Source organism: Sphingobacterium sp. SYP-B4668 (assembly GCF_027627455.1).
Taxonomy (GTDB): Bacteria; Bacteroidota; Bacteroidia; order Sphingobacteriales; family Sphingobacteriaceae; genus Sphingobacterium.
In genome coordinates this window covers 2,105,846-2,128,754 of sequence record NZ_CP115483.1, presented here as the reverse complement: position 1 = coordinate 2,128,754, position 22,909 = coordinate 2,105,846, and the positions used below count along the sequence as shown (strand labels likewise).

23 protein-coding genes are annotated in these 22,909 nt (G+C 41.6%); 12 read left to right on the top strand and 11 right to left on the bottom strand.

Going from position 1 to position 22,909, the window contains the following annotated elements; translation table 11 throughout:
• The first annotated feature begins 5 nt into the window (after positions 1 to 5).
• The 4 genes from thiE (at position 6) to OQ289_RS08975 (ending at position 3,344) form a co-directional block, all read left to right on the top strand.
• Positions 6 to 638 (top strand): thiamine phosphate synthase, encoded by a 633-nt coding sequence (gene thiE, locus OQ289_RS08990; protein WP_270090386.1) that lies wholly within the window; start codon positions 6 to 8, stop codon positions 636 to 638.
• Complete coding sequence (locus OQ289_RS08985; protein WP_270090385.1) at positions 631 to 1,401, top strand: thiazole synthase; 771 nt, start codon at positions 631 to 633, stop codon at positions 1,399 to 1,401. Before thiE ends, OQ289_RS08985 begins: the two co-directional genes overlap by 8 nt.
• A 5-nt stretch (positions 1,402 to 1,406) precedes the next feature.
• On the top strand, positions 1,407 to 2,522 hold the full coding sequence (gene thiH, locus OQ289_RS08980) for a 2-iminoacetate synthase ThiH (RefSeq protein ID WP_270090384.1): 1,116 nt from the start codon (positions 1,407 to 1,409) through the stop codon (positions 2,520 to 2,522).
• 111 nt (positions 2,523 to 2,633) lie between these two features.
• Positions 2,634 to 3,344 carry a HesA/MoeB/ThiF family protein gene (locus OQ289_RS08975; protein WP_270090383.1) on the top strand — a complete coding sequence of 237 codons (711 nt, stop codon included), beginning with the start codon at positions 2,634 to 2,636 and terminating at the stop codon, positions 3,342 to 3,344.
• Positions 3,345 to 3,452: 108 nt separating this feature from the next.
• Here the strand turns inward: OQ289_RS08975 and OQ289_RS08970 are convergent, their stop codons facing one another.
• A complete protein-coding gene (locus tag OQ289_RS08970) occupies positions 3,453 to 4,064 on the bottom strand; it encodes a TetR/AcrR family transcriptional regulator (RefSeq protein ID WP_270090382.1) in 612 nt (203 codons plus the stop codon).
• Positions 4,065 to 4,456: 392 nt separating this feature from the next.
• Between OQ289_RS08970 and trpS the strand changes: the two genes are divergently transcribed.
• From trpS to kdsB, 3 genes are all read left to right on the top strand, one after another.
• Positions 4,457 to 5,455, top strand: coding sequence for a tryptophan--tRNA ligase (gene trpS / locus OQ289_RS08965; RefSeq protein ID WP_033564527.1), 999 nt, complete (start codon positions 4,457 to 4,459; stop codon positions 5,453 to 5,455).
• Between the two features lie 21 nt (positions 5,456 to 5,476).
• The gene (locus OQ289_RS08960; RefSeq protein ID WP_033564526.1) at positions 5,477 to 6,091 is read left to right on the top strand and encodes a deoxynucleoside kinase; all 615 of its coding nucleotides are present in this window, start codon (positions 5,477 to 5,479) and stop codon (positions 6,089 to 6,091) included.
• A gap of 90 nt (positions 6,092 to 6,181) precedes the next feature.
• Positions 6,182 to 6,922, top strand: coding sequence for a 3-deoxy-manno-octulosonate cytidylyltransferase (kdsB, locus tag OQ289_RS08955; RefSeq protein WP_270090381.1), 741 nt, complete (start codon positions 6,182 to 6,184; stop codon positions 6,920 to 6,922).
• Positions 6,923 to 7,042: 120 nt separating this feature from the next.
• Here kdsB and OQ289_RS08950 read toward each other — a convergent pair whose 3' ends face one another.
• Genes OQ289_RS08950 through OQ289_RS08940 form a run of 3 tightly spaced genes read right to left on the bottom strand, consistent with a single transcriptional unit; the run spans position 7,043 to position 9,701 of the window.
• A complete protein-coding gene (locus OQ289_RS08950) occupies positions 7,043 to 7,951 on the bottom strand; it encodes an aldo/keto reductase (protein ID WP_270090380.1) in 909 nt (302 codons plus the stop codon).
• Entirely contained in the window at positions 7,938 to 8,711 is a 774-nt protein-coding gene (locus OQ289_RS08945) for an FKBP-type peptidyl-prolyl cis-trans isomerase (RefSeq protein ID WP_270090379.1), read from the bottom strand. The genes OQ289_RS08950 and OQ289_RS08945 overlap by 14 nt, the downstream gene beginning before the upstream one ends.
• A gap of 3 nt (positions 8,712 to 8,714) precedes the next feature.
• Entirely contained in the window at positions 8,715 to 9,701 is a 987-nt protein-coding gene (locus OQ289_RS08940) for a glycosyltransferase family protein (protein WP_033564522.1), read from the bottom strand.
• Positions 9,702 to 9,864: 163 nt separating this feature from the next.
• Between OQ289_RS08940 and OQ289_RS08935 the strand changes: the two genes are divergently transcribed.
• Both OQ289_RS08935 and OQ289_RS08930 read left to right on the top strand, forming a co-directional pair.
• Positions 9,865 to 10,806, top strand: a complete 942-nt coding sequence (locus OQ289_RS08935; RefSeq protein WP_270090378.1) for a zinc dependent phospholipase C family protein — start codon at positions 9,865 to 9,867, stop codon at positions 10,804 to 10,806.
• 80 nt (positions 10,807 to 10,886) lie between these two features.
• Entirely contained in the window at positions 10,887 to 12,788 is a 1,902-nt protein-coding gene (locus tag OQ289_RS08930; RefSeq protein ID WP_270090376.1) for a TonB-dependent receptor plug domain-containing protein, read from the top strand.
• Positions 12,789 to 12,791: 3 nt separating this feature from the next.
• Here the strand turns inward: OQ289_RS08930 and OQ289_RS08925 are convergent, their stop codons facing one another.
• The 3 genes from OQ289_RS08925 to OQ289_RS08915 form a co-directional block, all read right to left on the bottom strand.
• Positions 12,792 to 13,520 carry a ThuA domain-containing protein gene (locus tag OQ289_RS08925; RefSeq protein ID WP_270090375.1) on the bottom strand — a complete coding sequence of 243 codons (729 nt, stop codon included), beginning with the start codon at positions 13,518 to 13,520 and terminating at the stop codon, positions 12,792 to 12,794.
• Positions 13,521 to 13,700: 180 nt separating this feature from the next.
• Positions 13,701 to 14,768 (bottom strand): 3-dehydroquinate synthase, encoded by a 1,068-nt coding sequence (gene aroB, locus OQ289_RS08920; protein ID WP_033564518.1) that lies wholly within the window; start codon positions 14,766 to 14,768, stop codon positions 13,701 to 13,703.
• A 33-nt stretch (positions 14,769 to 14,801) separates the two neighbouring features.
• Positions 14,802 to 15,008, bottom strand: a complete 207-nt coding sequence (locus OQ289_RS08915) for an RNA-binding S4 domain-containing protein (protein WP_033564676.1) — start codon at positions 15,006 to 15,008, stop codon at positions 14,802 to 14,804.
• 143 nt (positions 15,009 to 15,151) lie between these two features.
• Between OQ289_RS08915 and OQ289_RS08910 the strand changes: the two genes are divergently transcribed.
• On the top strand, positions 15,152 to 16,348 hold the full coding sequence (locus OQ289_RS08910; RefSeq protein ID WP_270090374.1) for a proline dehydrogenase family protein: 1,197 nt from the start codon (positions 15,152 to 15,154) through the stop codon (positions 16,346 to 16,348).
• A gap of 3 nt (positions 16,349 to 16,351) precedes the next feature.
• Positions 16,352 to 16,963 carry an HAD family hydrolase gene (locus OQ289_RS08905; RefSeq protein WP_033564516.1) on the top strand — a complete coding sequence of 204 codons (612 nt, stop codon included), beginning with the start codon at positions 16,352 to 16,354 and terminating at the stop codon, positions 16,961 to 16,963.
• Positions 16,964 to 17,058: 95 nt separating this feature from the next.
• On the opposite strand, the gene OQ289_RS08900 is transcribed toward OQ289_RS08905, so the two are convergent.
• The 3 genes from OQ289_RS08900 to OQ289_RS08890 all read right to left on the bottom strand — a co-directional run bounded on the left by OQ289_RS08900 (position 17,059) and on the right by OQ289_RS08890 (position 20,316).
• Positions 17,059 to 18,120 (bottom strand): endonuclease/exonuclease/phosphatase family protein, encoded by a 1,062-nt coding sequence (locus OQ289_RS08900; protein WP_270090373.1) that lies wholly within the window; start codon positions 18,118 to 18,120, stop codon positions 17,059 to 17,061.
• Positions 18,121 to 18,364: 244 nt separating this feature from the next.
• Complete coding sequence (locus OQ289_RS08895; protein WP_270090372.1) at positions 18,365 to 19,696, bottom strand: hypothetical protein; 1,332 nt, start codon at positions 19,694 to 19,696, stop codon at positions 18,365 to 18,367.
• 5 nt (positions 19,697 to 19,701) lie between these two features.
• Positions 19,702 to 20,316, bottom strand: a complete 615-nt coding sequence (locus OQ289_RS08890; protein WP_270090371.1) for an RNA polymerase sigma factor — start codon at positions 20,314 to 20,316, stop codon at positions 19,702 to 19,704.
• A 304-nt stretch (positions 20,317 to 20,620) separates the two neighbouring features.
• Between OQ289_RS08890 and lysS the strand changes: the two genes are divergently transcribed.
• Positions 20,621 to 22,339, top strand: a complete 1,719-nt coding sequence (lysS, locus tag OQ289_RS08885) for a lysine--tRNA ligase (RefSeq protein WP_270090370.1) — start codon at positions 20,621 to 20,623, stop codon at positions 22,337 to 22,339.
• A 62-nt stretch (positions 22,340 to 22,401) separates the two neighbouring features.
• Here the strand turns inward: lysS and OQ289_RS08880 are convergent, their stop codons facing one another.
• Positions 22,402 to 22,905 (bottom strand): lipocalin-like domain-containing protein, encoded by a 504-nt coding sequence (locus OQ289_RS08880; RefSeq protein WP_270090369.1) that lies wholly within the window; start codon positions 22,903 to 22,905, stop codon positions 22,402 to 22,404.
• Positions 22,906 to 22,909 lie beyond the last annotated feature (4 nt).

The window sequence follows — 22,909 nt, the reverse complement described above, 5'->3', positions numbered from 1 at the left end:
TTTCAATGAAAGAGTACAGTAGAATACAATATATCTCCTCAGGTGAGACAGTCGAAGAACAGTACACGAACATTAAGAAAGTACTCGAAGCAGGTGTTAAATGGGTACAACTACGATGGAAGAAAGAGCCAACCGCTGACTTTTTAGCGTTAGCCACACAACTGTACGAACTGAAGAGGTTGTACGAGTTTACCTATATCATCAATGATCACATATCCGTTGCATATAAGGTCAATGCTGATGGCATACATCTTGGGCTTGATGATTTAAGCATACAGCAAGCCCGCACACTTCTAGGTCCGGATAAGATAATAGGTGGCACTTGCAATACAAAAGATCAGGTATTGCAACGGACAGCGGAAGGTTGCAACTACATCGGATTAGGTCCTTGTCACTTCACAAGCTCAAAGCAAAAATTAAGCCCTATACTCGGCCATCAAGGCTACGCCTCTATTCTTAATGCGCTAGACGTCCCGTCAGCCATCCCACCCATATACGCTATTGGTGGAATCTCCACAGAAGATTTCCAGCCACTAAGTGTCATTGGCGTATACGGCGTAGCGCTGTCGTCCCTGCTCACCAAGCATCCATCACCTCATTCCATACTTCAGCAAATCAACCTACATTACAATGGATAAATTAACAATTGCAGACCGTCAATTCACCTCTCGTCTTTTCATGGGATCCGGTAAATTCGGTACAGGACTCAATTTTGAAAAAGCCGTGTTAGCATCAGAGAGCGAACTCGTGACTCTTGCTTTAAAACGTATAAATGTGCAAGAAAAACACGACCATTTACTGAATCATCTAACCGCACCTCACATCAATCTTCTTCCTAACACTTCGGGGGCACGCAATGCAAGAGAAGCTATACTCGCTGCTCAGCTAGCTCGAGAAGCATTAGAAACCAATTGGATTAAATTGGAAATCCATCCAGACCCTCATTATCTCTTACCAGACCCTATCGAGACACTCCTTGCTGCCGAAGAATTGGTCAAACAGGGATTTGTTGTCCTCCCGTACATACATGCTGACCCTGTCCTGTGCAAGCGACTAGAAGAAGTGGGAATACAAGCCGTAATGCCGCTTGGCGCTCCCATCGGTAGCAATAAAGGACTCAAAACATTAGATTTTTTAGAAATAATAATAGAACAGAGCAATGTTCCCGTCATTATTGACGCGGGTATAGGTGCACCCTCCGATGCCGCTCAAGCAATGGAATTAGGCGCAGATGCAGTATTGGTGAATACAGCCATAGCAATAGCCGACGACCCTGTCAGGATGGCACGGGCCTTTAATTTGGCTGTACAGGCAGGTAGGATGGCCTACCATGCCAAATTAGCGAACATAGGGACCAAAGCTCAAGCATCTAGTCCATTTACAGCATTTCTAAACACTTAGCAAGCATGAATAGACAATTCATTGAAATACTGAAACAGTATAAATGGGAAGACGTGAAAGAAAAGATATACAATATCCACGAGCAAGATGTAAGAAAGTCACTTTCCAAGACTAAGCGAAATCTAGATGACTTCCTCCATTTCCTATCCCCAGCAGCAAGGCCATTCTTGGAAGAGATGGCGCAAAAGAGTCACGAAGCCACAAAAAAAAGATTTGGAAAGACCATCCAACTTTATGCGCCTTTATATCTAAGCAACGAGTGTCAGAATATCTGCACCTACTGTGGTTTCAGTATGGACAACAAAATCAGGCGAAAAACACTCAATGACAGCGAACTGCTTGAAGAAGCCAAATATCTGAAATCGAGAGGATTTGACCATATCCTATTGGTAACAGGGGAGGCTAACCATACCGTCAATGTATTCTATTTTCTACATGCAATTACGCTTATAAAACCTTACTTTTCCAACATATCTATAGAGGTACAACCCTTGAGTGAGCCTGAATATCAGCTGCTTTATCAAGCGGGAGTATCATCAGTATTGGTTTATCAAGAGACCTATCATCGTGAGGTATACAAGATCTATCATCCCAAGGGCAAAAAATCGAATTTTGATTTCAGGCTCGATACCCCCGACCGAATCGGGCGAGCCGAAATCCATAAGGTCGGACTCGGTGTCCTCCTAGGCTTGGAGGACTGGCGAGTAGACAGCTTCATGAATGCACTTCATCTGGACTATTTGCAACAAACATATTGGAAAACCAAATACTCAGTTTCATTTCCTCGTCTACGCCCCGCAGAAGGTGTTATCAAACCCAATTTCCATATGGAAGATAGAGATTTGGTTCAGTTAATCTGCGCTTATCGACTATGGAACGAATATTTGGAAATTTCGATTTCTACTCGCGAAAGTGAGCATTTCAGAAACCATATCATCCCTTTAGGAGTGACCACCATGAGTGCAGAATCCAAAACCAATCCAGGGGGATATACCGTAGACCCACAATCTCTAGAACAATTTGAAATATCCGATGAACGCAGTATCCTAGACATCCAACAATTAATCAGTGCTCACGGTTACGAACCCATCATGAAAGATTGGGATAGCGCATTCCATTAAAAATAGCTAAAGCCAAAGATACTAAGCACACAATACGAGCTACGATCCTTAGGTCAAAAAACATGCATAAATAAAAATATACTTACCTAAGCCACACTAAAGACTAAAAAAATGCTCCCTAGAACAGAAATATTACGATACAAAAAACACATTATGCTTCCAGAAATTGGAATTGTGGGACAAGAGAAAATCAGAGATGCAAAAGTACTGGTAGTCGGGGCTGGCGGATTAGGAACTGCCATCCTCCCCTATCTAGCTGCAGCCGGAGTTGGCACAATTGGTATTGTCGACTTTGATAAGATAGAGCTAGATAATCTCCATCGACAAATCTTGTACGGAGAAAAGGATATCTGTCAGAAAAAAATAGAGTTGGCTATAAAATCACTCCAAACCAAGCATTCAACCGTGACTTTTATTGGCCATGACATCAAGCTTGATGGTGCTAACGCTGTATCTATCATACAAGGTTATGATATTGTATTGGATGCGAGTGACAACTTTGCTACCCGATATTTGGTTAACGATACATGCGTGTTATTAGAGCGGACTTTCGTATTTGGAAGTGTACTCAATTTTCAAGGACAGATAGCCGTATTTAACCATCAAGGTTCGAAGCATCTGAGAGACCTGTTCCCCCTACCCCCACCCCCAGAGGATGTGCCTAATTGTAACGATAATGGCGTAATCGGTACCCTACCTGGTATAGTTGGCACAATGATGGCACATGAGGCCTTGAAATTAATAGTCGGAATCCCTTCTTTAGACAATCAATTTCTTATTATAGACACCTTAAGAATGGACTTTCAAAAAATAAACTTTTAACAGAATAGCTAAACAAGTAAACGAACTCATGAAACAGCGAGGAAGCGCCCCCGTTCTACAACAGAAAATCCCTCCGGAAAAACGGAGGGCAAAGCAACGAGAGCGCAGCTATTTCTTCTTTCTTTTTTTCTGATCAAACAAAGGAGTGAGTAATACGTCTAGTGATTTTTTTACCCGAGCTTTGTCCTCTTGTTTTTTAAAGTCCAGTCCACAAAATTTACTGCCATTGTATAGATAGTGTAGATTAAGGTAGTAAATACCTCCAATCAAAAGTGCACTGATCGCCCGAAAGTCAACATCCGTTCCAGCAAATGATTCTTCGTACGCTTTCAATAATCCTTCTCCTCTTTTCTCACGCGAGTCCGCTAACTTACGAAGCAAGGGATCCTTTTGAGCGAGCTCCCAAATGAGCACATTTTGTAACTTTTTATTGCTGCTAATTTCGTCAAATTGCTTCAACAAGACACCTAGCGCAAGATCTTTATCAAGTGTTGCATCTTCAGGTGTATCTATATTCATCCAAAAGTCAGTACGGGTCAAATAAGCTGATATCAATCCCTTTAAGTCCGTAAAATGAAAATAAATGAGCTTCTTATCAATCCCCGACACACTCTCTATGTTAAGGACTTTCAGCTCCTGAAACCCTTTTGTTTTTACGATTTTATCGACTGCTGATAGCAATCTTTCTTTCGTACGCTCGCTGTCTCTCTTTTTTCCCATTACATATTAGGTTAAATAGTTAATCAAATATAACTAATATAAGACATTATTTTTCAAACTTTTAGATATAGGGATAATTTTTTTGAATTAATATGTTCTATATTACAAAGAAATAAATATAAGATAAACGCACAGCCACCGCCAATTCGAGCCGCTCACACCGCCAATATAATAATATTGTATCAAAGTGATGGCAAATACAGCATTGATTAATGCGCAGTTCCAATCCTTGCGGGCCAACTCAATTCCGGAAATAATGGTACAAATCCTCATTTTCAAACCATTAGGCTTTAATATTTCAAAGATACCCATTGCAAAAGCGGGTCATACCCTATAAAGCGACATATACAAGCGTATAATATTCTAATAAAAATCGCTAAATTCGCATCAATATGGAAACTGTTGTTAGTGGTATCAGAAGTACCGGAAAATTACATTTAGGAAATTATTATGGAGCATTGAGCAACTTCGTCAAAATGCAGGACGAGTACAAATGTTTCTTTTTTATAGCAGATCTTCACTCTTTGACCACGCATCCTACACCTCACGGCCTCCAACAAACAGTGAGGCAAGTAATTGTGGAATACTTGGCCGCCGGCATAGATCCTGAAAAGTCTACTATATATGTGCAGTCTGACGTTCCCGAGGTAGCCGAACTCTATCTTTATATGAATATGAATGCCTATTTGGGCGAACTAGAAAGAGCGACATCGTTCAAGGATAAAGTGCGAGCAGACCCCAACAATGTGAATGCAGGCCTCTTAACCTATCCTGTATTGATGGCATGTGACATTTTAATACATCATGGGACGAAAGTACCTGTAGGTAAGGATCAGGAACAGCATTTAGAGATGACTCGTACTTTTGGCAATCGATTCAACAGACTTTATGAAGTTGACTATTTCAAAGAGGCATTTGCCTTTTCCTACTCCGACAAGCTAGTGAAAGTTCCCGGTCTTGACGGTCAAGGCAAGATGGGAAAATCGAATGGCGATGCAAACTGTATATATCTATCAGATTCACCCGAAATAATTCGCAAGAAGGTCATGCGTGCAGTATCTGACGGAGGTCCTACAGAGATGAACCAGACCAAGCCAGAAGCAATCCAAAACTTGTTCGACTTAATGAAGGTGGTCTCATCCACTGATACTGTAGCGCATTTTGACGCCCTATACAACAAGTGTGAGATTCGTTACGGGGATTTCAAAAAACAACTTGCCGAAGACATGATTATCGCTACAGATGACGTCCGCAATCGTATTGAAGAAATTTCTAAAGACGATGAATACATTGCCAAAGTTGCGAAAATGGGCGCTGAAAAAGCAGGGGAATCTGCACGCCAAACAATTAAGGAAGTCCGTGATATTATTGGATTTAAAAAATTTTACTAAGATTTACTAAGCAAAAGAGATATGCATATTGCTATTGTGGGAAACATTGGTGCAGGTAAGACAACCTTGACTCAATTATTAGCCAATCATTTCAAATACGAGCCCCAATTTGAGGCCGCAGACAACAATCCCTATCTGGAAGACTTTTATGCAGATATGAAAAGATGGGCTTTTAATTTACAGATTTTCTTCCTGAACAGTAGATTTAGGCATATAGTCCAACTACAAGAGAAGGAAATCAACATGATTCAAGACCGGACGATTTACGAAGATGCCTATATATTTGCGGAGAACCTTTTCGATATGGGATTGATGAGTGAACGTGACTTCGAAAATTACAGCAATATTTTTCAAAGTATCATCCATTACATCAAACCACCGGATTTACTCATTTATCTCAAAGCTTCTGTCCCCACATTGGTCAACAATATTCAGAAAAGGGGACGTGATTATGAATCAGGTATCCGATTGGACTATCTATCTAAACTCAACGACAAATACGACAAATGGATCAACAACTATAAAGATGGGAAGGTGATGATCTTGGATAAAGACAAATTAGACTTCACTAACAATCCCGAAGACTTGGGCTTTATCATCCAAAAAATAGAAGCTGAATTATTTGGGTTATTTTAGCACACAGCAGGGTAAATGGATATCATTTGATGTAACCAAAGTTAACGGTCATTACAGAAACACAGACACGCATTATATAATTAAACACTAATGAGAACTATAGGCATCATTCCCGCGCGGTATGCATCATCTAGATTTCCTGGAAAACCCCTCATCGATATTGGAGGTAAATCCATGATTCAGCGTGTATATAGCCAGGTCAGACAAACGGCGGGGCTTCATGAAGTCATCGTCGCCACAGATGACCAACGGATTCTGGAACATGTCCAAAGTTTTGGAGGAAACGCGATGATGACCTCTACAGCGCACGAGTCTGGCACCGATCGTTGTGCAGAAGTCATCAACAAAATAAGTGGATTTGACATCGCTATTAATATACAGGGAGATGAGCCCTTCATCAGTCCGCTCCAAATCGAATTATTGCTTTCCTGCTTTCAATCAGCAGACACACAAATTGCAACTTTGGTAAAAGAAGTAAAGAGCGAAGAAGAGTTATGGAATAACAATACACCAAAAGTAGTGCGCAACCTCAAAGGGGAAGCAATCTACTTTAGTAGACAGACCATCCCCTTTATCCGTCGTGAGGCACAAGACCAATGGTTGTCAAGCCACAAATTCTATAAACATATCGGCATCTATGGATACCGCACGGATGTCCTCAAAGAGCTAGCCCTATTGGGTATATCAGAGCTTGAAAAAGCCGAGGCGCTTGAACAACTAAGATGGATTGAAAATGGTTATCGGATACAAACAGCACTTACCGATCATGAAACCGTAGCAGTAGATACACCCGATGACCTGGCCAGTATTATAGATCGCTATTTCAAATAAGAAAAACTGGATTTTTCTCCTATTTGATTCGAAAGCTTTCGAATCAAATCTAGGGGGATGATGGTGCCGTTTCACATGGCGAAATGCATGTGTCTGCACCCCCGTACTACTCAAAAACAATTAGCGATGTTCGATATATTTGAACGTTCTAACACCATTTTTAAGTTGCTTTATGTCAGACTCCTCCAATCCATCCACTACATTGGCAATCTCTAAAATCGATTCTAACTGCGCCTTCGTCCGTACCCCCATCACTGCGGCAGCTACGGCCGGATGACTCTTTGCATATGCAATTGCGATCTGCAGGGCAACAGTTTTTTTCTCCATCGCTAATTTCTTGATATTCTTAGCTGCATGAAGTACCTCCCCTGCCGTAAATTGCAGATAACGCTCTGCAGGTTTGTCGATCAATAAGCCCTTAGCAATGGTTCCCCTAGCCACGACGCCAATCTGCCGCTGCTGCAGATATTCTAATATTTCTTCTTCGGGTCTATGATCCAACAAATTGAGCTGCATCATGACACTGACAATATTCGATTTTTCGGCATAGCTCCGAATCACATTGGGACGTATACTGGACAGTCCATAGTACCTTATCTTTCCTTGTTGGACAAGCGTTTCAAAGGCTTCAATAATCTCATCAATGGGATCCTCGATAGTGCCTCCATGCAACTGATATAGATCGATATAGTCGGTCTTCAACCTCGAAAGAGAAGTCTCCACGGTCTTGATTATGTAAGGTTTAGAGGCTTTCCAATCCCATCCGTTGCCATCAGCTCGCCATCGGTTGCCCACTTTCGTCGCCAATATCACATCCTTGCGAAAACCTGCTACAGCTTGTCCCAAGAACTCTTCATTCCACCCATGATCATACAGGTCGGCGGTATCAAAGTAATTGATACCACCTTCAAATGCCTGCTTGATTATTTTTAAATGGGTAGATATGGTCAAACTTTTTCGGATGGACATACATCCAAATCCGATAGTCGAAATCCGTAGATTGGATTTCCCTAATTTATTGTTCTGCATCTTCAATCGCCACGTTTTCTCCCTCCGCTTTTTTAATTTCGAGCAGCTCCACTTCAAATATCAGCGTACTATTGCCCGGAATAGGTCCAGATCCGTTAGGACCGTAACCTAGCTTTGAAGGAATATAAAATCTATATTTGGCTCCAACGGACATCAAGGGGATACCGATCTTCCATCCCTCAATGACATTCCCTAAGCTCAATTCAATAGGCTCTCCGCGATCGTACGAGCTATCAAACGTTTTGCCATCCAATAGTGAACCTTTGTAGTGTACTTTCACTTCGTCGTCTCGAGTAGGTTTTGCCCCCGCAGCATCCGTGATAATCTCATACTGCACTCCTTCGGAGGTCACTTGTATACCAGCCTTTGTTTTATTCGCCGTCAAAAACTCTTCTTCGGCCTTCCGAGCTGTTTCATTCTTTTTCTCGGCAGCATTTTGCATAGCATTGCGGATAAATTCTACGTTCTGCTCCTTTGTAAATTTACCATCTTTGCCCTTCATCACATCCTCCAAAGCCATTTTCATGACGTCAAGATTAAGGTCTAGCCCCATTGACTTAATAGAAGAACCGATATCATATCCCAATGCATAAGAAACCGAGTCAGATGAATTTTTCAGCATCAGTCCCTGTGTCGCAGCTGTTTTAGTCGCTGTTTTAGTGACCGTTGTTTTTTTTGTCGTATTCACTTTTTTCTTTGTCTGTGCTGTAGCACTCCATGTTAGCGCAGCTAAAAAACTGACGGCCAATACTTTTTTCATGTTTTATTGATGTTTGTTTAAGATTTTATCTATAATTTCTTGCGTATAGTCCGGGTAATGGACATCTATCTTGCGACGACTATTCAGCCACGATTCAATGGCATACTCATTCTTAGGTTTCAAACTGCTGATTACCGGCACGCCCATTTCTTCTAAAGCCGCGGCATTGAGGTGTTGCTCATATTGATTTTTCATAGGAATCACCAATAGCTTCTTTTGCAAATATAGCGCCTCCGCTGGAGTTTCGAATCCAGCCCCACATAATACCCCAGATGCTGTAGACATACTCTTGATAAATGCATCACTATTAATCGGCTGAATAGACACGTTTTTCATCCGAAAGGGTCTACTATTATGTTTGCTGAATACTTCCCATCTGATGTCCGGAAATCTCCCGAGATGCTTCAACAGATGCGCATCATCATAGGAAGGAAGATATACGGTATAGTGTCCGTGGTCTTCGGGGTCGATTTCCCGTATCGACTGCCTAATCACTGGTGTAAAAATATGGTCTTTATAAGATTTAAAATGAAATCCATAGGAGGATGAGCTCGGCGCATAGTTTTTCATGATAAATTTACCCAGCATATCCGTTTCCTCAGGTTTGGGACTAGATGAGTCCAGGGCACCAATTTGGTGACTGAGCCCTATGCAAGGCTTATCTTTAGAATAGCAAGCCCAAGCGGATATAGGTTCGAAATCGTTGATAATCAAATCGTACTTTTCGATGGGCAACGACTTAATCTCTTGCGTAAATTTGCGCACGGTAGAGCTCATAAAAGTTCTCCATAAATCCACCCCTCCCGATTTCCCAAAGATGAAACTCAATCCATGAAGCCTATATTTAACCTCAAACGGAAGAGCAATATCGGCCTGAATACCACTCACCAGCACATCTACTTCAGCAGCTTTCCGTAAGCATGGGACAATATCCATAGCACGACATAAATGTCCATTTCCGGTGCCTTGGACAGCATAAAGTACTTTCATATGCAATCAACTATTAGCTCGCAAAATACAAATTAATACTGACAATGTTTTGTTAACAAATCTTTAAGTTAAAATAATTGACTGACCACATTTCATCCGTTTTTCAATTATATTGGCTATATTCGAGATTAGGCTTCCAGAGAGATAAAACCAATTAATGCCCATGAAAGCTTTTTGCATACCTATTCTCTTAATACTTACATGGCTATGCTGTAGTTCATGGGGATTTTATGCCCACAAACTGATTAATCAGACCGCGGTATTTATACTGCCCACGACCCTCGCTATGTTTTATAAAACACATATCCAAGAGATTACGGAGCGAGCCGTTGATGCGGATAAAAGATGTTACGTAGACACACTCGAATCACCCCGCCATTTTATAGACATTGATGATTACCAAGATCATGATACGATTCCCATACACTGGAGCAAGGCTAAAGAAAAATTTACAGAACGACGGCTACTAGCAGCAGGCATTGTACCCTGGCAAATATCGTTCACCTATCAAAAGCTGGTCGCTGCCTTTCGAGATCGAGATATGGATCGTATTATCCGCCACTCCGCAGATTTGGGCCACTATATCTCCGATGCACATGTACCATTGCACACCACCAAAAACTATAATGGCCAATACAGTAACCAAATTGGTATCCATGCCTTTTGGGAAAGCAGACTTCCAGAAATGTTTGCATCCTCCTACTCTCTCATAACAGGTAAAGCCATATTCATAGATGACCCCTTATCGTTTGCGTGGAATATAGTCCATGAAAGCAATGCGTTAGTCGACTCTGTACTTTCCTTGGAAAAAGAGCTAACAGCTCTCTTCTCTCCCTCACAAAAAATGTCGTATATAGTTCGAAACAATGTCTTGACACGCACCTATTCAGACCAGTATGCTGGCGCCTATCATACAGCACTGAATGGTATGGTGCATAGGCGTATGACCCAAGCCATACATGCCGTTGGAAGTCTTTGGTATTCGGCTTGGATAGAAGCAGGACAACCAAAACTCAACAAAATAAAAAGACAAAAAGAGGTTTCCGAAACTACTATCAGCCCCCCAGCGTCAGGTCGTATTCTCGGCAGAGAAGAATGGCATTAATATCCTTTCTATTTCAGTTTAGATATTTATCTTGTTCTTTTAGCGAACATTTTGCTAAGTTTGGAAAATTTTCAACCAACATGAAGAGCTTAGGATGGGTGCTGGTCGCCTTATGTACATATAATACGGCATATGGTCGTCAAGATAGCGCTCCAACACACTATTATTCCTTACTTACAGATACAACCAAACTGTCTGAAGTTCAGATCCAACAAAATAGATTACACCTCCCATTTTCGAAACAAAGTCGAAATATTCAGATTATTACCTCCGAAGACATCCAAAAGCTACCCGGCAGCTCTTTGAACGAAATCCTTCAATTTGCTAACGGTGTGGATATACGCCAGCGAGGTCCATTTGGTTCACAAGCAGACATCAGCATAGATGGCGGCAGCTTCGAGCAGACTATTTTGCTACTGAATGGGGTAAAGATGGCCGACCCACAGACCGCCCACCACGCTTTGAACCTTCCTATTCCAATCGATGCAATTGAGCGCATAGAGATTATCAGAGGTCCTGCTTCACGTATCTATGGAATCAACAGTCTCACAGGAGCTATCAATATTGTCACAAAAAAAACGACAGAAAACAGCTTGCAAGCGCATGCCTATATCGGGAGTTCATTCCAAGGCAACGAAGAAAAAGCAAATAGAAAATATTACGGTGCTGGTGGGCAAATCGGTGGCACCTGGTATCGGGAAAAACACAATCACTTGTTCGCGTATAACTATCAAAAGTCAAGTGGGCAGCGCTACAACACAGCTTCCGAAAACAACAAGCTCTATTATCAAGGGGAATATGTCCCAGATAGCGCCAATCAACTAAACTGGGCTGCAGGCTACATCGACAACAAATTTGGAGCAAATGGGTTCTATGCAGCACCCGGAGACGTCGAATCGGAAGAAAAGGTAGAAACAGTCTTTGCGATGATTTCCTCAAAACACCAATTGACTCCAAGGCTCGCTTTCTCACCCCGTATAAGCAATCGATATAATGAAGATGACTATCGATACTATCGCCATGACTTTTCGAAAGCTAGAAGTATACACTTTAACAACGCTTTCAGTATGGAGTTGAACGGTGTGTACCAAACATCATTTGGTGATTTCGGTATAGGATTCGAGTCCCGTTGGGAAAAGATAAACAGCTCAAATATAGGACGACATGAGCGTAACAATCAAGGTGCTTACGCTGAGTTTAAAACCGAGCAAGTCCAAAATCTGATGATTAATATCGGAACGTATATTAATTACAACTCAGATTATGGGTGGCAGTTATTTCCTGGAATAGACCTGGGATATGATGTCGCTCCAAAATGGAAGTTAGTATTCAATGCAGGAAGCAGCCAACGCATCCCATCCTTTACAGACCTCTATCTTCAACAAACAGGAAATATAGGCAATCCAAGCCTCCTTTCAGAACAAGCCTACCAAGTCGAAAGTGGGGTTAAATATATCGATAATAATCTCATTGCCCAAGTGGGATACTTCTATCGTTCAATCCACGACTTCATCGATTGGACTCGCCCCGAAGAGACAGTACCCTATCAACCGTTCAATCTTGGAAAAAATAATGTGAACGGAATCAACACCTCTTTGCAATATCGCATTGGTGACAGGCAGGATATAAATAGGTACTCCATTAACATTGGCTATAATTACTTACACCCCTCAACAAAGAAAGCTGATCAGCAAATAGATTCCAAATACGCCATCGAGAGCCTCAGGCATCAAGCGATTGCCAACCTGACTTTTCAACATCGTGATTGGTCAATTACCACTGCCAATCGTTTCCAAGAACGTATTTCCTACAGAGCATACTTTCTCTCAGACATCAAGTTAGCATATCAACTTCGAAATATTCATCTCTATATGGATGCCCAAAATATTTTTGATGTCTCTTATATTGAAAGTGGGGCTGTACCTATGCCGGGAAGGTGGTACAGTATAGGAGTTAAGCTGAACCAGGTTTTTAGGAAATAGAAGTTAATTCCCACCTAGTACATATTTCAATCCGCCTAAAACGTGTTTTTGAAAATCGATATCGTCATAAGCTTCTTCCGTATGACCCAAGCCCGTATAGAATATTCTTCCGCCATCAAATTCCTTATACCAAGCGATTGGATGATTATCACCCATTTTCCCTCCTTTATAAGACTTCTCGTCCAACTTCATCAATACTTTATTATCTGGCTGTACATTTTTAAAATCATACCACTCATCTCTATGTTTCCAATCGGACTCAAGATGCTTGGTAGATAGATGTTTGCGATTCACCACGTGGATAGTAGCTTCCTGTACCGCTGGATGGCTAGCGAAATAACCACCCACCATCTGTCCATACCAAGGCCAGTTATATTCGGTATCACTGGCCGCATGTATGCCTACAAACCCCTTTCCCGATCGAATGAATTTTTCAAATGCGGCTTTCTGCGATTCATTAAAAATATCCCCTGTTGTACTCAAGAATATGATGGCATCAAGTTCAGAGAGTCCCGCGTCCGAAAACAAGGCCGCATCTTCCGAATGTTGGATAAGAACTCCCTGCGCTTCAAACATTTTTTTCAAAACCGCGGTTCCATGCTCGATGCTACTATGCCGGAATCCCGAGGTCTTACTGAAAATCAACACACGCTTATTAGCCAGTTGAGCATAAGCAGGACAAAAATGAATCAGCAACATTGCCAAAACAAATAAAATGACCGTTCTTTTCATAAGTGTATAATTTGATTTTTGTCTGTCATATGAAAGGCTCAGGAGCGTATTTCATATGCATACAAATTACTTCACGCATCAACAGTTGATCAATAATCTGCTGGATATCGGGGGTAAAACCCTAACACCACCTAACAAACAGGTATCTCGTCTACCCAAACTATCAACTTGAGCATCATATCACCTAGATATAAGCTCGCGATAGAAATCAAGGCTTTCAATAATCAGTTCCTCACCAACGTATTGATCGTACTCACATTTACCTATACTGCTTAACAGTGCGAAACCAATTTTATCACCGACATTCTTTTTGTCATTCTTCATCAGTGTAAAAAAATCATCATAGTTTTCTATTGCAATGCGGTAGTCGGGAAAATATGCTCGGAACGTGGCTATCAGATCGTTCAATTCTTCTTCAGGCAGTCCCGTCAATTTATGAGAAAGATATCCTTCGCAAATCATCCCGACAGCGATCGCTTCACCGTGTAGTAATGGGTTGTTATCATTGAAAAGCGAGTATCCCTCGATCGCGTGTCCTATAGTATGTCCAAAGTTAAGAATCTTACGCAATCCCTTCTCAGTTGGATCTTGCGAGACTACCTCATTCTTTATCTCCACCGAACGGAAGATAATATCAGCTGCTATATCACGCACTTTTAATTCCTTGACATTGTTATATAAATCTCTATCATATATCAATCCGTGCTTAATTACTTCCGCAAATCCCGAGGTCAGCTGTCTATCATCCAATGTTTTCAAAAATTGTGTATTGATAAATACAGCTTGGGGTTGGGTAAACGTCCCGATAATATTTTTCACGTTGTCCAAGTCTATTCCGGTCTTACCTCCAACCGACGCATCGACCTGACTCAACAATGTCGTTGGTATCTGCACGAAATCTACCCCCCGCTTAAATGTTGCAGCTGCAAAACCACCCATATCCGTAACGACACCACCACCTAAGTTAATCATCAAACTCTTCCTATCGGCACCAAAATCTAACATGGTCTTCCATACACCGATACAAAAATCGATGTTTTTGTTTTCCTCACCAGGGTCTACCTCAATGATATCATAGTCCTCAAGATCATTAAAGACCACCTGAAGTGCCCCCAGACAGTGATCATTTGTATTCCTATCGACCAAGACCAGAACTTTTGAATATTGGCGTTCAGCTAAGAATGTTTTCAATGAAACCAAAGAATCATCAAATATCACTTGATAACCTAGACTGTTTATTACTTGCATGTTATATGGATTGTCTGCTAAAGATAAGGATTTTTAAACTACTTTCACCTGTTGGCCATCAAATTCAACCACATCTCCTACCTTCACTTTTAGCCGTTTGCGATAATCTACGGTACCATTGTATTTTACATATCCCTCCGTCACGACCATCTGTGCCATCGCACCATGCTCTACCCAATTCATTACTTTAAGCAATTGAATCATTTGGATATACTCTCCTTCTAATTTGAACGTCTGCATAGCGCAAAAATAATTTAAATTAAACTGCATTCCAACAAGAATATAGCATCCTACCAAATAAACAAACTTGCTCCATGTCCCCCTCCAAACTTGCATATAAAAGCAAGTTTATCTAAGTTTGTGCCGTTATTTAAAATACAAATATGTCAAACATAGCTGCCCCCGGTAAATTGTCCTTTGACAATACCGAAATAGCATTTAAAAGTAAAAGCGACAAAGATTTAGAACGTGCATATTGGCTATTCAAAATGGTCGCCAGCAATACTTTAATAAAAATTGGCACACCCCTCACCAATTTTTCGCTCAACATCGGCCTTCCTATCCAAGGCATCATCAGAAACACGATCTACAAACAATTCTGTGGAGGTGAGACCATAGCGGGCTGTGCTCCTGCTATTGCTCACCTAGGCCAGAATAATGTGGGTACTATCTTAGATTATTCGGTAGAAGGCGAAGATACAGAAGCTGTATTTGACTACACCTGCCAAGAAGTTCTTAGAACGGTCGCCGCAGCAAAAAACAACCCTAATATTCCATTTTCAGTATTCAAACCGACTGGACTCGGACGGTTCGAACTCTTTGAAAAGGTAAATGCAAAAAAAGAACTATCAGACGTTGAACAGGTAGAATACCAAAAAATGTGGGACCGTACCAATCGTATATGCAAAGCATGCTACGAGGCTGACGTCAAAGTACTAGTAGATGCCGAGCATTCGTGGATCCAAGATGTAATCGACGATATCGCGAGGGAGATGATGGAGCTTTACAATAAGGAAAAACCTATTGTGTACAACACCTACCAACTATATCGTCACGATAAATTAGCGTCTCTGAAAGCCGATTTTGCCTATGCTCGTACCCAAGGATTCTTTTTAGGAGCAAAGACGGTCCGCGGAGCTTATATGGAAATCGAAAGGGACCGTGCCATAGAAAAAGGATATCCATCACCTATACAACCTACAAAAGAAGCCTCAGACGTCGACTATAATGATGCACTATTATTTTGTCTAGATAACACCGAGCACATTGGATTAATGGCCGGCACACACAATGAAGAGAGCAGCCTGTTATTGGCCGAAGAAATGAACAAACGAGGTATCGATCATAAAAATCAACATATATACTTCGCTCAATTATTAGGAATGTCCGATAACTTGACATTTAATCTTGCGGCGGAAGGATACAACGTGGCAAAGTATATGCCCTATGGCCCCGTCAAAGCGGTAATGCCTTATTTATTTCGTAGAGCTCAGGAAAATACCTCTGTTGGTGGACAAACAGGCCGTGAGCTTTCCCTTATTATTAAGGAAAAGAAAAGAAGAAAACAAGCTAAACGATAATACATGTCTCCAAAATCCCAGGAAAAATTCCAAAAACTTCAAGATATTACGCATTCCTATGAAGCCCTGCTTTACGATGTAGATGGTACGTTAGCAGACAATATGCTTGCGCACAAACTCTCTTATAAAGCTGCCGCGGCAGAATATGGGATCGATCTAGACACAGATTTGATTGATGAGACAGCAGGTTGGCCAACGGTAGCCGTTGCCAAAGAAATTGCTGACCGCTATGGTAAGACATTCGATTTCGATGTATTCTCGAAACGCAAATCTGCGATTTTTATAGAACGATTTATCCAAGAGACCAAACCCGTAGATTTTGTACATGCACATTTGCTAGCCAATCAAGGCCGCAAACGAATAGGCATTGTATCGGGGGGATCTCGCTCGACCCTCACCATCACCTTAAGCGTTATTGATGTAACGGGACGTTTTGAGACATTGGTCTGCGCCGGCGATACACCAAAAGGCAAACCCGCTCCAGACCCTTTCTTACTCGCGGCCCAACAGCTCGGAGTAGCCCCTGAAAACTGTATCGTTTTAGAAGATGGTGACCCTGGAGTACAAGGAGCCATCAATGCAGGAATGGCTTGGGTCAGAATAGATCATCTTTAATCCATGAAAAAAAAGAGCGACTGTTATTATAGCCGCTCTTTTTTTATCCCCCTATTGACGAACGGATGTCCTCATAATACACACGTGCAGGTTGTCTACTTATAGACCACAAATGTAGCCAAAAGAGCTTTATGATCCGTGGGCCATACAGCCTTCGGCAATATAAATCGATCTTCACTATCCTTTATTTGCATCTTGGCTCGAACCACGGTTTCAATAGGCCCAACAATTCGAATATCCTTTAACTGTAATCGCTTATGTGGCAGATAATATAGATAATCTATACGGTCACGATCATCAGCATCAGGTGCCCAAGCCAACTTCCCAATATCCACATCTTTATTGTAAGCCGGATAGGTAAATCCGGGATGGGTCAAAGGGTTGGGGTAAAATTCCCGAAAACTGTCCATCAACCCTCCCTCCTGCAGCATCACAGAACAATGCCAAGGAATGACAGCACCGCCATGATCGAACAAATCTTTGGTAGCTACCGTCCAGTCCAAATGTGAGGGTTCATTAAAATCTCCTCCTAAAATAATGATTTGCCCCTTATCCTCTTTCTCCATATCCACAAGTACATCTCGAATAGCTTCATCCCTTTTCGAGCGCTTATTTGCAGCCAACACAACCTCATGGTCCACTATAGGATGAGACATCTTCTTCCAGGTTACCCCATCATATCCACGAGGAAGGTAACAGGCATAGTTGGTATAATCAAGATGTGCCGAATAGAAAATAAAACGTTGCCCTTGAATGGACAATTTTGTCTTCAATACACTTCCGGTGTTGTGCCCCTCTTCAGGATTGGGTGCTTGTGTCTGTATCGGATATTTGGAAATCAGCCCTACATCCAAACTCTCGCCGCTACTCTCACCATAATAAGTATTTCCCTTGAAAGCCAAATATTCTCTAATACGCTGTATGAAATCTATTTTATTATAATTGCGGATCTCACTAAACAACACAATGTCAGGATCCTTATCTATAATCTCATTTCCTATCGCTTCAAATCCACCCGGAACCATTGTTCCCTCCTGCCAGATATTCATCTGGAGCACTTTCAGCTCGAACTTTGGTTGTTCAGCAAATAGATACGCAGCACTAAAAGTGAGGATTATGGACAGGATATATTTTTCGATATTTTTTTGATTTACCATGCTATAAAGCTAAATAAAACACATTGTTTACAACACGCTATCCATCAGCGTGTCCATGTATGCATTGAAGACAAATATAAGCATGGAAAGACTTAACAACAAAAATAAGATTTGCGACGAATCGCAACAGACTTGACAACTAGAAAAACAAATACTTATTACCTGATTTTAAGGCACTTAAATAGCAATATCTGAAAGCTGTCCCAATAGAAGATGTGGGACTATCTCCATGCTTCAAAATACATTAAAAATTGGTGATTACCTTTACCCCTCCATTAGAATAATTGCCATCGGCACTTCTGAATTGACCAAGTGGCACCCTATAGAATGGCTCTACGGATATCGAGAATGATTTTTTCAATGGAAGTTTTCGACCAATGGACAGATTTATAAACCCATTGAACCCATCTGTATTCACATTCTCTTGGTCGGATTTTATAGTTCTATTGACGGCTTGTATTCCGGTATTGGATGATGCAGAACTGCCCTCCTTAAATGTATTTGCGCTGATATTTTCCACATAGTGATTTACCCTGCTCTGTTGCAATACAGACACCATCGACATCCCTACTGATGTATAAAACGTCCTTGTGAAGTTATATTTCATTTCTACAGGAATATCCAATGTCAAGACCGAACCAGACACAGCTGTAAAATTAGGGTTCATACGCGCGCTATTACCTAATACATCCGTCAGAAAAGCATTCCCCTTCGCTGGAGCGTCCATACTGGCTGGAGCATTTTGGATGGGATTAAGAGCCATTGCCATTTGATAATTCTGAAGGGCCACCCCCGACCTCACACTTAATTTTTTGGTCAAATTATAAGCGACAGAAAGTCCTCCCCCCATACTCATTTCATCATTTGAACTCGCAGGGGATACAAAGGCGCCCAGTTCCCACTTACGCCCCATTGTCGGACTATTAACTGGATTATTGGCCAACCCTAAGGTATGGTTGCGCTCTAGGGCACCAAGAGTAGATATTGTCAATTTTTGATCAGGTTCCTCATTTTTGATATTCGACAGCATCGGATACGCTGTCAAATCCCCAATCGCTGGAGACAGCGAAGGACTCACTTTTCCTTGCGTCTGCTTCACCCCCAAGCTTATAAGCTCTCCCAAATCAACTACAGGCGTAGCACGCTCTTGAAGTGAATGAGCTGGGCTATAAGCCAATATTTGCGCTTCATGACCCGTATTTTCAATCAATAATGACTGAGTAGGCCGTCTTTCGGTAGTCGTCGGCGACGCAGCGCCCTTATCCGCTCCCAGATTGGATTCCACAGCAGCAATAGCGGCTGAATCAGGAAATATGATAGCAGGTTTTTCGACTACAGTATTCAATTTTGCTACTTGCGGATGCTCCACAGTAGCATTATTCCTGACAGTCAGATAGGAGGCACCTACTGCCAAAAGCACGGCTGCGGCACTCCAATAAGGCCAAAGGACACGTCTCTTCCTGCTATTCTCCAAAGCAGAAAAACGTTCCCAAGCCCCTTCTCGATACGGCAATTCGTTATCGCGTAGCTTACTTGCTATGTCGTCGATTAACTCCTTATTATTTCCTGTTGCCATTTTACTTAACCTCTATGATTTGTAGCATCAGCTTCAAACTGTTCTACGTATAATTTTCTTAATTTCTGCTTCGCTCGTGTCAGATATGTCCGGGATGTACTATCCGGTATATTAAGTAGAGTGGCAATTTCATCGTGTGAAAACCCTTCCACCTCATACATATTGAATATCGTACGTTGGATATCTGGAAGCTCATCCAACAGCCTCATGATATCCTGCACCTCCAAGTTAGATTGATTATAGACCGCATGAGGGACCAACTCAAACTCGGATACATCATCCAGCATAGCCATTTGCTTTCTACTTCTTAAAAAATCTATGGATTGATTGACCGCGATTCGGGCTATCCACGAACGGAATGATTTCTCTAATCTATCCTCTTCAATATCTGCATTGAAAGATTCGATCTTTAAAAACACCTTCACAAAACACTCATTCACCAATTCCTCGGCTTCCATCTCATGTTTAACATATCGAATAACAATGGCCATCAAATAGCCATAATATTTCTTGTACATCCATGCCTTCCCTCGTTCGCTCTTTGCCATGCGACAGTCTTCCAAGGCTTTTCTTAAGCTCAAGGGTTCTGCATGGTTAGTATTTTTACGAATAAGTTTCACAAACGGCGGATATCTCTATGCTAATTGAACATCAATTTACGAATTATTTACATAACATTAGAAATCGACCGCCATATGGTCTGCACTAAAAGTTTCAACATATTTTATACTAAGACGAGCGTACGTACGAATTCGCTACAGGCAAACGTTCATTTTTCACTATTTTTTCAACCTCATCAATCTATATGGAGATTAAGTGTTTATAGGAATCAAAAAGACACCCGAGGCCCCCTTATACACTTTACTACAAGCTTGCATATATAAGCAACTTTATCTAAGTTTGCAACTTAACAATCGAAAATAAATGAGTACTGTATTATCCGAACAGGAACAACAACGTAGACAAGCTCTTCAAGCACTTATCGATTTGGGAATCGACCCTTATCCTGCCGAGGAATTTGATGTCAATGTCACGGCAGCAGATATCTTAGCAAACTATGAACGTGATAAGATAAGCTATAAAACAATCAGTATCGCCGGTCGTATGATGACTCGTCGCGTAATGGGAAATGCTTCCTTCATCGAACTTCAAGATTCGACAGGGCGAATCCAAGCATATTTCAAGCGGGACGACATTTGTCCTGGAGAAGATAAGACTCTTTATAATACGGTTTTCAAAAAACTCTTGGATATTGGTGATATCGTCGGTATCAAAGGCTATGTGTTCACGACGCAGACAGAAGCCATATGTATACATGTCGAGAGCTTTGTCGTACTGGCCAAATCGTTAAAACCACTTCCTGTGGTCAAATCGGCAGATGGCAAAACATTTGATGCCGTCACGGACCCAGAGTTTCGTTATCGTCAGCGCTATGTCGACTTAGTTGTCAATCCACAAGTGAAGGAGACTTTTGTAAAAGTATCCAAAGTCAAGACAGCAATTCGTGATTTCTTGAATACCCAAGGCGCACTTGAAGTAGACACACCGGTTTTGCAATCCATTCCTGGTGGAGCTGCTGCACGTCCCTTCATCACCCACCACAATGCCTTAGACATTCCATTATACTTGCGTATAGCGAATGAACTCTACTTAAAGCGTCTAATAGTGGGCGGGTTTGATTGGGTATACGAATTCAGCCGTAATTTCAGGAATGAAGGAATGGATCGTACACATAACCCCGAGTTTACTGTTCTTGAATTCTATGTAGCTTACAAAGACTATGTTTGGATGATGGAAACTACAGAGAAACTTCTCGAAAAAGTAGCTCTGGAGACCAATGGAACGACTTTAATACAAGTGGGAGACAAAGAAATCAATTTTGCGCCTCCATATAAACGTATCTCTATTTACGATTCCATTAAAGAGCATACCGGATTCGATGTAAGCGAAATGGACGAATCCGGCTTAAGAGATGTCTGTAAGCAACTTCACATCCCAACATCCGAATCCATGGGTAAAGGAAAATTAGTTGATGAGATTTTTGGCGAAAAATGTGAAGGCAACTATATACAACCTACCTTTATCACAGACTATCCAAAAGAGATGTCTCCTTTGACCAAAAAACACAGAGAAAAAGCAGGACTTGTTGAACGCTTTGAACTCATGATTAACGGAAAAGAAGTAGCCAACGCATATTCTGAATTAAATGATCCAATCGATCAATTGGAGCGTTTTGAAGAACAACTCCAACTAATGGAACGTGGTGACGACGAAGCCATGTTTATCGATTACGATTTCGTACGTTCCTTGGAATATGGTATGCCCCCAACAGCAGGTATCGGTATCGGTATCGATCGCCTAGCTATGTTGATGACCAATCAGGCATCTATCCAAGACGTACTATTCTTCCCGCAAATGAGACCCGAAAAGGTGAGCAAAGTCGCTTCAACAGAAGATTATACTGCACTAGGTATACCTGCCGAGTGGGTACCGGTACTTCAAAAAATGGGATTCACGACTATTCCAGCATTGAAAGAAGCTAATCCCAACAAGGTATTCAATGACCTAGGGGGAATGCGCAAGAAAATGAAACTTGACATGACCATGCCTTCTAAAGATGACGTCACAGCTTGGTTCAACTAGAGCACCCATAAGGTAAAAAAGAAGAGGGCGATAATCTAATGGATTATCGCCCTCTCTTTTTACTAGCCCTCAGACTGCTGCAGATGTAGTGTGCGCTCACCTTGCTCGGCATTGGTCTCGGCTTTTCGATTTTTCTTCCAGGTCATGTGTGCATGCACGAGCATACCGTTCGAAAGCTGAGGTTCTACGGACTTCAAATAAAGGATATCTCCTTCGAAATCAAACGTCCGTTCCTGCGTTTGTCCTTTCCAATTTGGAAATAAGGAAGTCTTGATCTCATAAGAGACTATTCGATTTTCCAGTATCCGATACGTCCCACTAAAGGAGATATACGAAGACACAGAAGCAGTATGCTCCTCGCAAGATCCTATCCGCCAATCATCAGAGGTATAAGTCGGTCGTTGTTGTCCTGCAATCTGTACAGACATATATCCATCCGGACTGTACATGAGTATCCCGTCAGGTTGCTGCCCCATGGGAAATAGAGAATCTGTGCCGTTAATAGGTAATTCGATATAAGAAAGAAGCTTCCAACTTCCAATTAATTCATTTTTTATTGATGCCATACTG

Bases quoted from the DNA above. Each gene is read 5' to 3' on its own strand.
- OQ289_RS08960 (WP_033564526.1), top strand. From the start codon at position 5,477: ATGCATATTGCTATTGTGGGAAACATTGGTGCAGGTAAGACAACCTTG.
- OQ289_RS08975 (WP_270090383.1), top strand. From the start codon at position 2,634: ATGCTCCCTAGAACAGAAATATTACGATACAAAAAACACATTATGCTT.
- OQ289_RS08915 (WP_033564676.1), bottom strand. From the start codon at position 15,008: ATGCAGACGTTCAAATTAGAAGGAGAGTATATCCAAATGATTCAATTG.
- OQ289_RS08950 (WP_270090380.1), bottom strand. From the start codon at position 7,951: ATGCAGAACAATAAATTAGGGAAATCCAATCTACGGATTTCGACTATC.
- aroB (WP_033564518.1), bottom strand. From the start codon at position 14,768: ATGCAAGTAATAAACAGTCTAGGTTATCAAGTGATATTTGATGATTCT.
- OQ289_RS08985 (WP_270090385.1), top strand. From the start codon at position 631: ATGGATAAATTAACAATTGCAGACCGTCAATTCACCTCTCGTCTTTTC.
- OQ289_RS08940 (WP_033564522.1), bottom strand. From the start codon at position 9,701: ATGAAAGTACTTTATGCTGTCCAAGGCACCGGAAATGGACATTTATGT.
- OQ289_RS08895 (WP_270090372.1), bottom strand. From the start codon at position 19,696: ATGGCAACAGGAAATAATAAGGAGTTAATCGACGACATAGCAAGTAAG.
- OQ289_RS08970 (WP_270090382.1), bottom strand. From the start codon at position 4,064: ATGGGAAAAAAGAGAGACAGCGAGCGTACGAAAGAAAGATTGCTATCA.
- thiE (WP_270090386.1), top strand. From the start codon at position 6: ATGAAAGAGTACAGTAGAATACAATATATCTCCTCAGGTGAGACAGTC.
- lysS (WP_270090370.1), top strand. From the start codon at position 20,621: ATGAGTACTGTATTATCCGAACAGGAACAACAACGTAGACAAGCTCTT.
- OQ289_RS08945 (WP_270090379.1), bottom strand. From the start codon at position 8,711: ATGAAAAAAGTATTGGCCGTCAGTTTTTTAGCTGCGCTAACATGGAGT.
- OQ289_RS08935 (WP_270090378.1), top strand. From the start codon at position 9,865: ATGAAAGCTTTTTGCATACCTATTCTCTTAATACTTACATGGCTATGC.
- OQ289_RS08880 (WP_270090369.1), bottom strand. From the start codon at position 22,905: ATGGCATCAATAAAAAATGAATTAATTGGAAGTTGGAAGCTTCTTTCT.
- trpS (WP_033564527.1), top strand. From the start codon at position 4,457: ATGGAAACTGTTGTTAGTGGTATCAGAAGTACCGGAAAATTACATTTA.
- OQ289_RS08900 (WP_270090373.1), bottom strand. From the start codon at position 18,120: ATGGTAAATCAAAAAAATATCGAAAAATATATCCTGTCCATAATCCTC.
- kdsB (WP_270090381.1), top strand. From the start codon at position 6,182: ATGAGAACTATAGGCATCATTCCCGCGCGGTATGCATCATCTAGATTT.
- OQ289_RS08930 (WP_270090376.1), top strand. From the start codon at position 10,887: ATGAAGAGCTTAGGATGGGTGCTGGTCGCCTTATGTACATATAATACG.
- thiH (WP_270090384.1), top strand. From the start codon at position 1,407: ATGAATAGACAATTCATTGAAATACTGAAACAGTATAAATGGGAAGAC.
- OQ289_RS08925 (WP_270090375.1), bottom strand. From the start codon at position 13,520: ATGAAAAGAACGGTCATTTTATTTGTTTTGGCAATGTTGCTGATTCAT.
- OQ289_RS08910 (WP_270090374.1), top strand. From the start codon at position 15,152: ATGTCAAACATAGCTGCCCCCGGTAAATTGTCCTTTGACAATACCGAA.
- OQ289_RS08905 (WP_033564516.1), top strand. From the start codon at position 16,352: ATGTCTCCAAAATCCCAGGAAAAATTCCAAAAACTTCAAGATATTACG.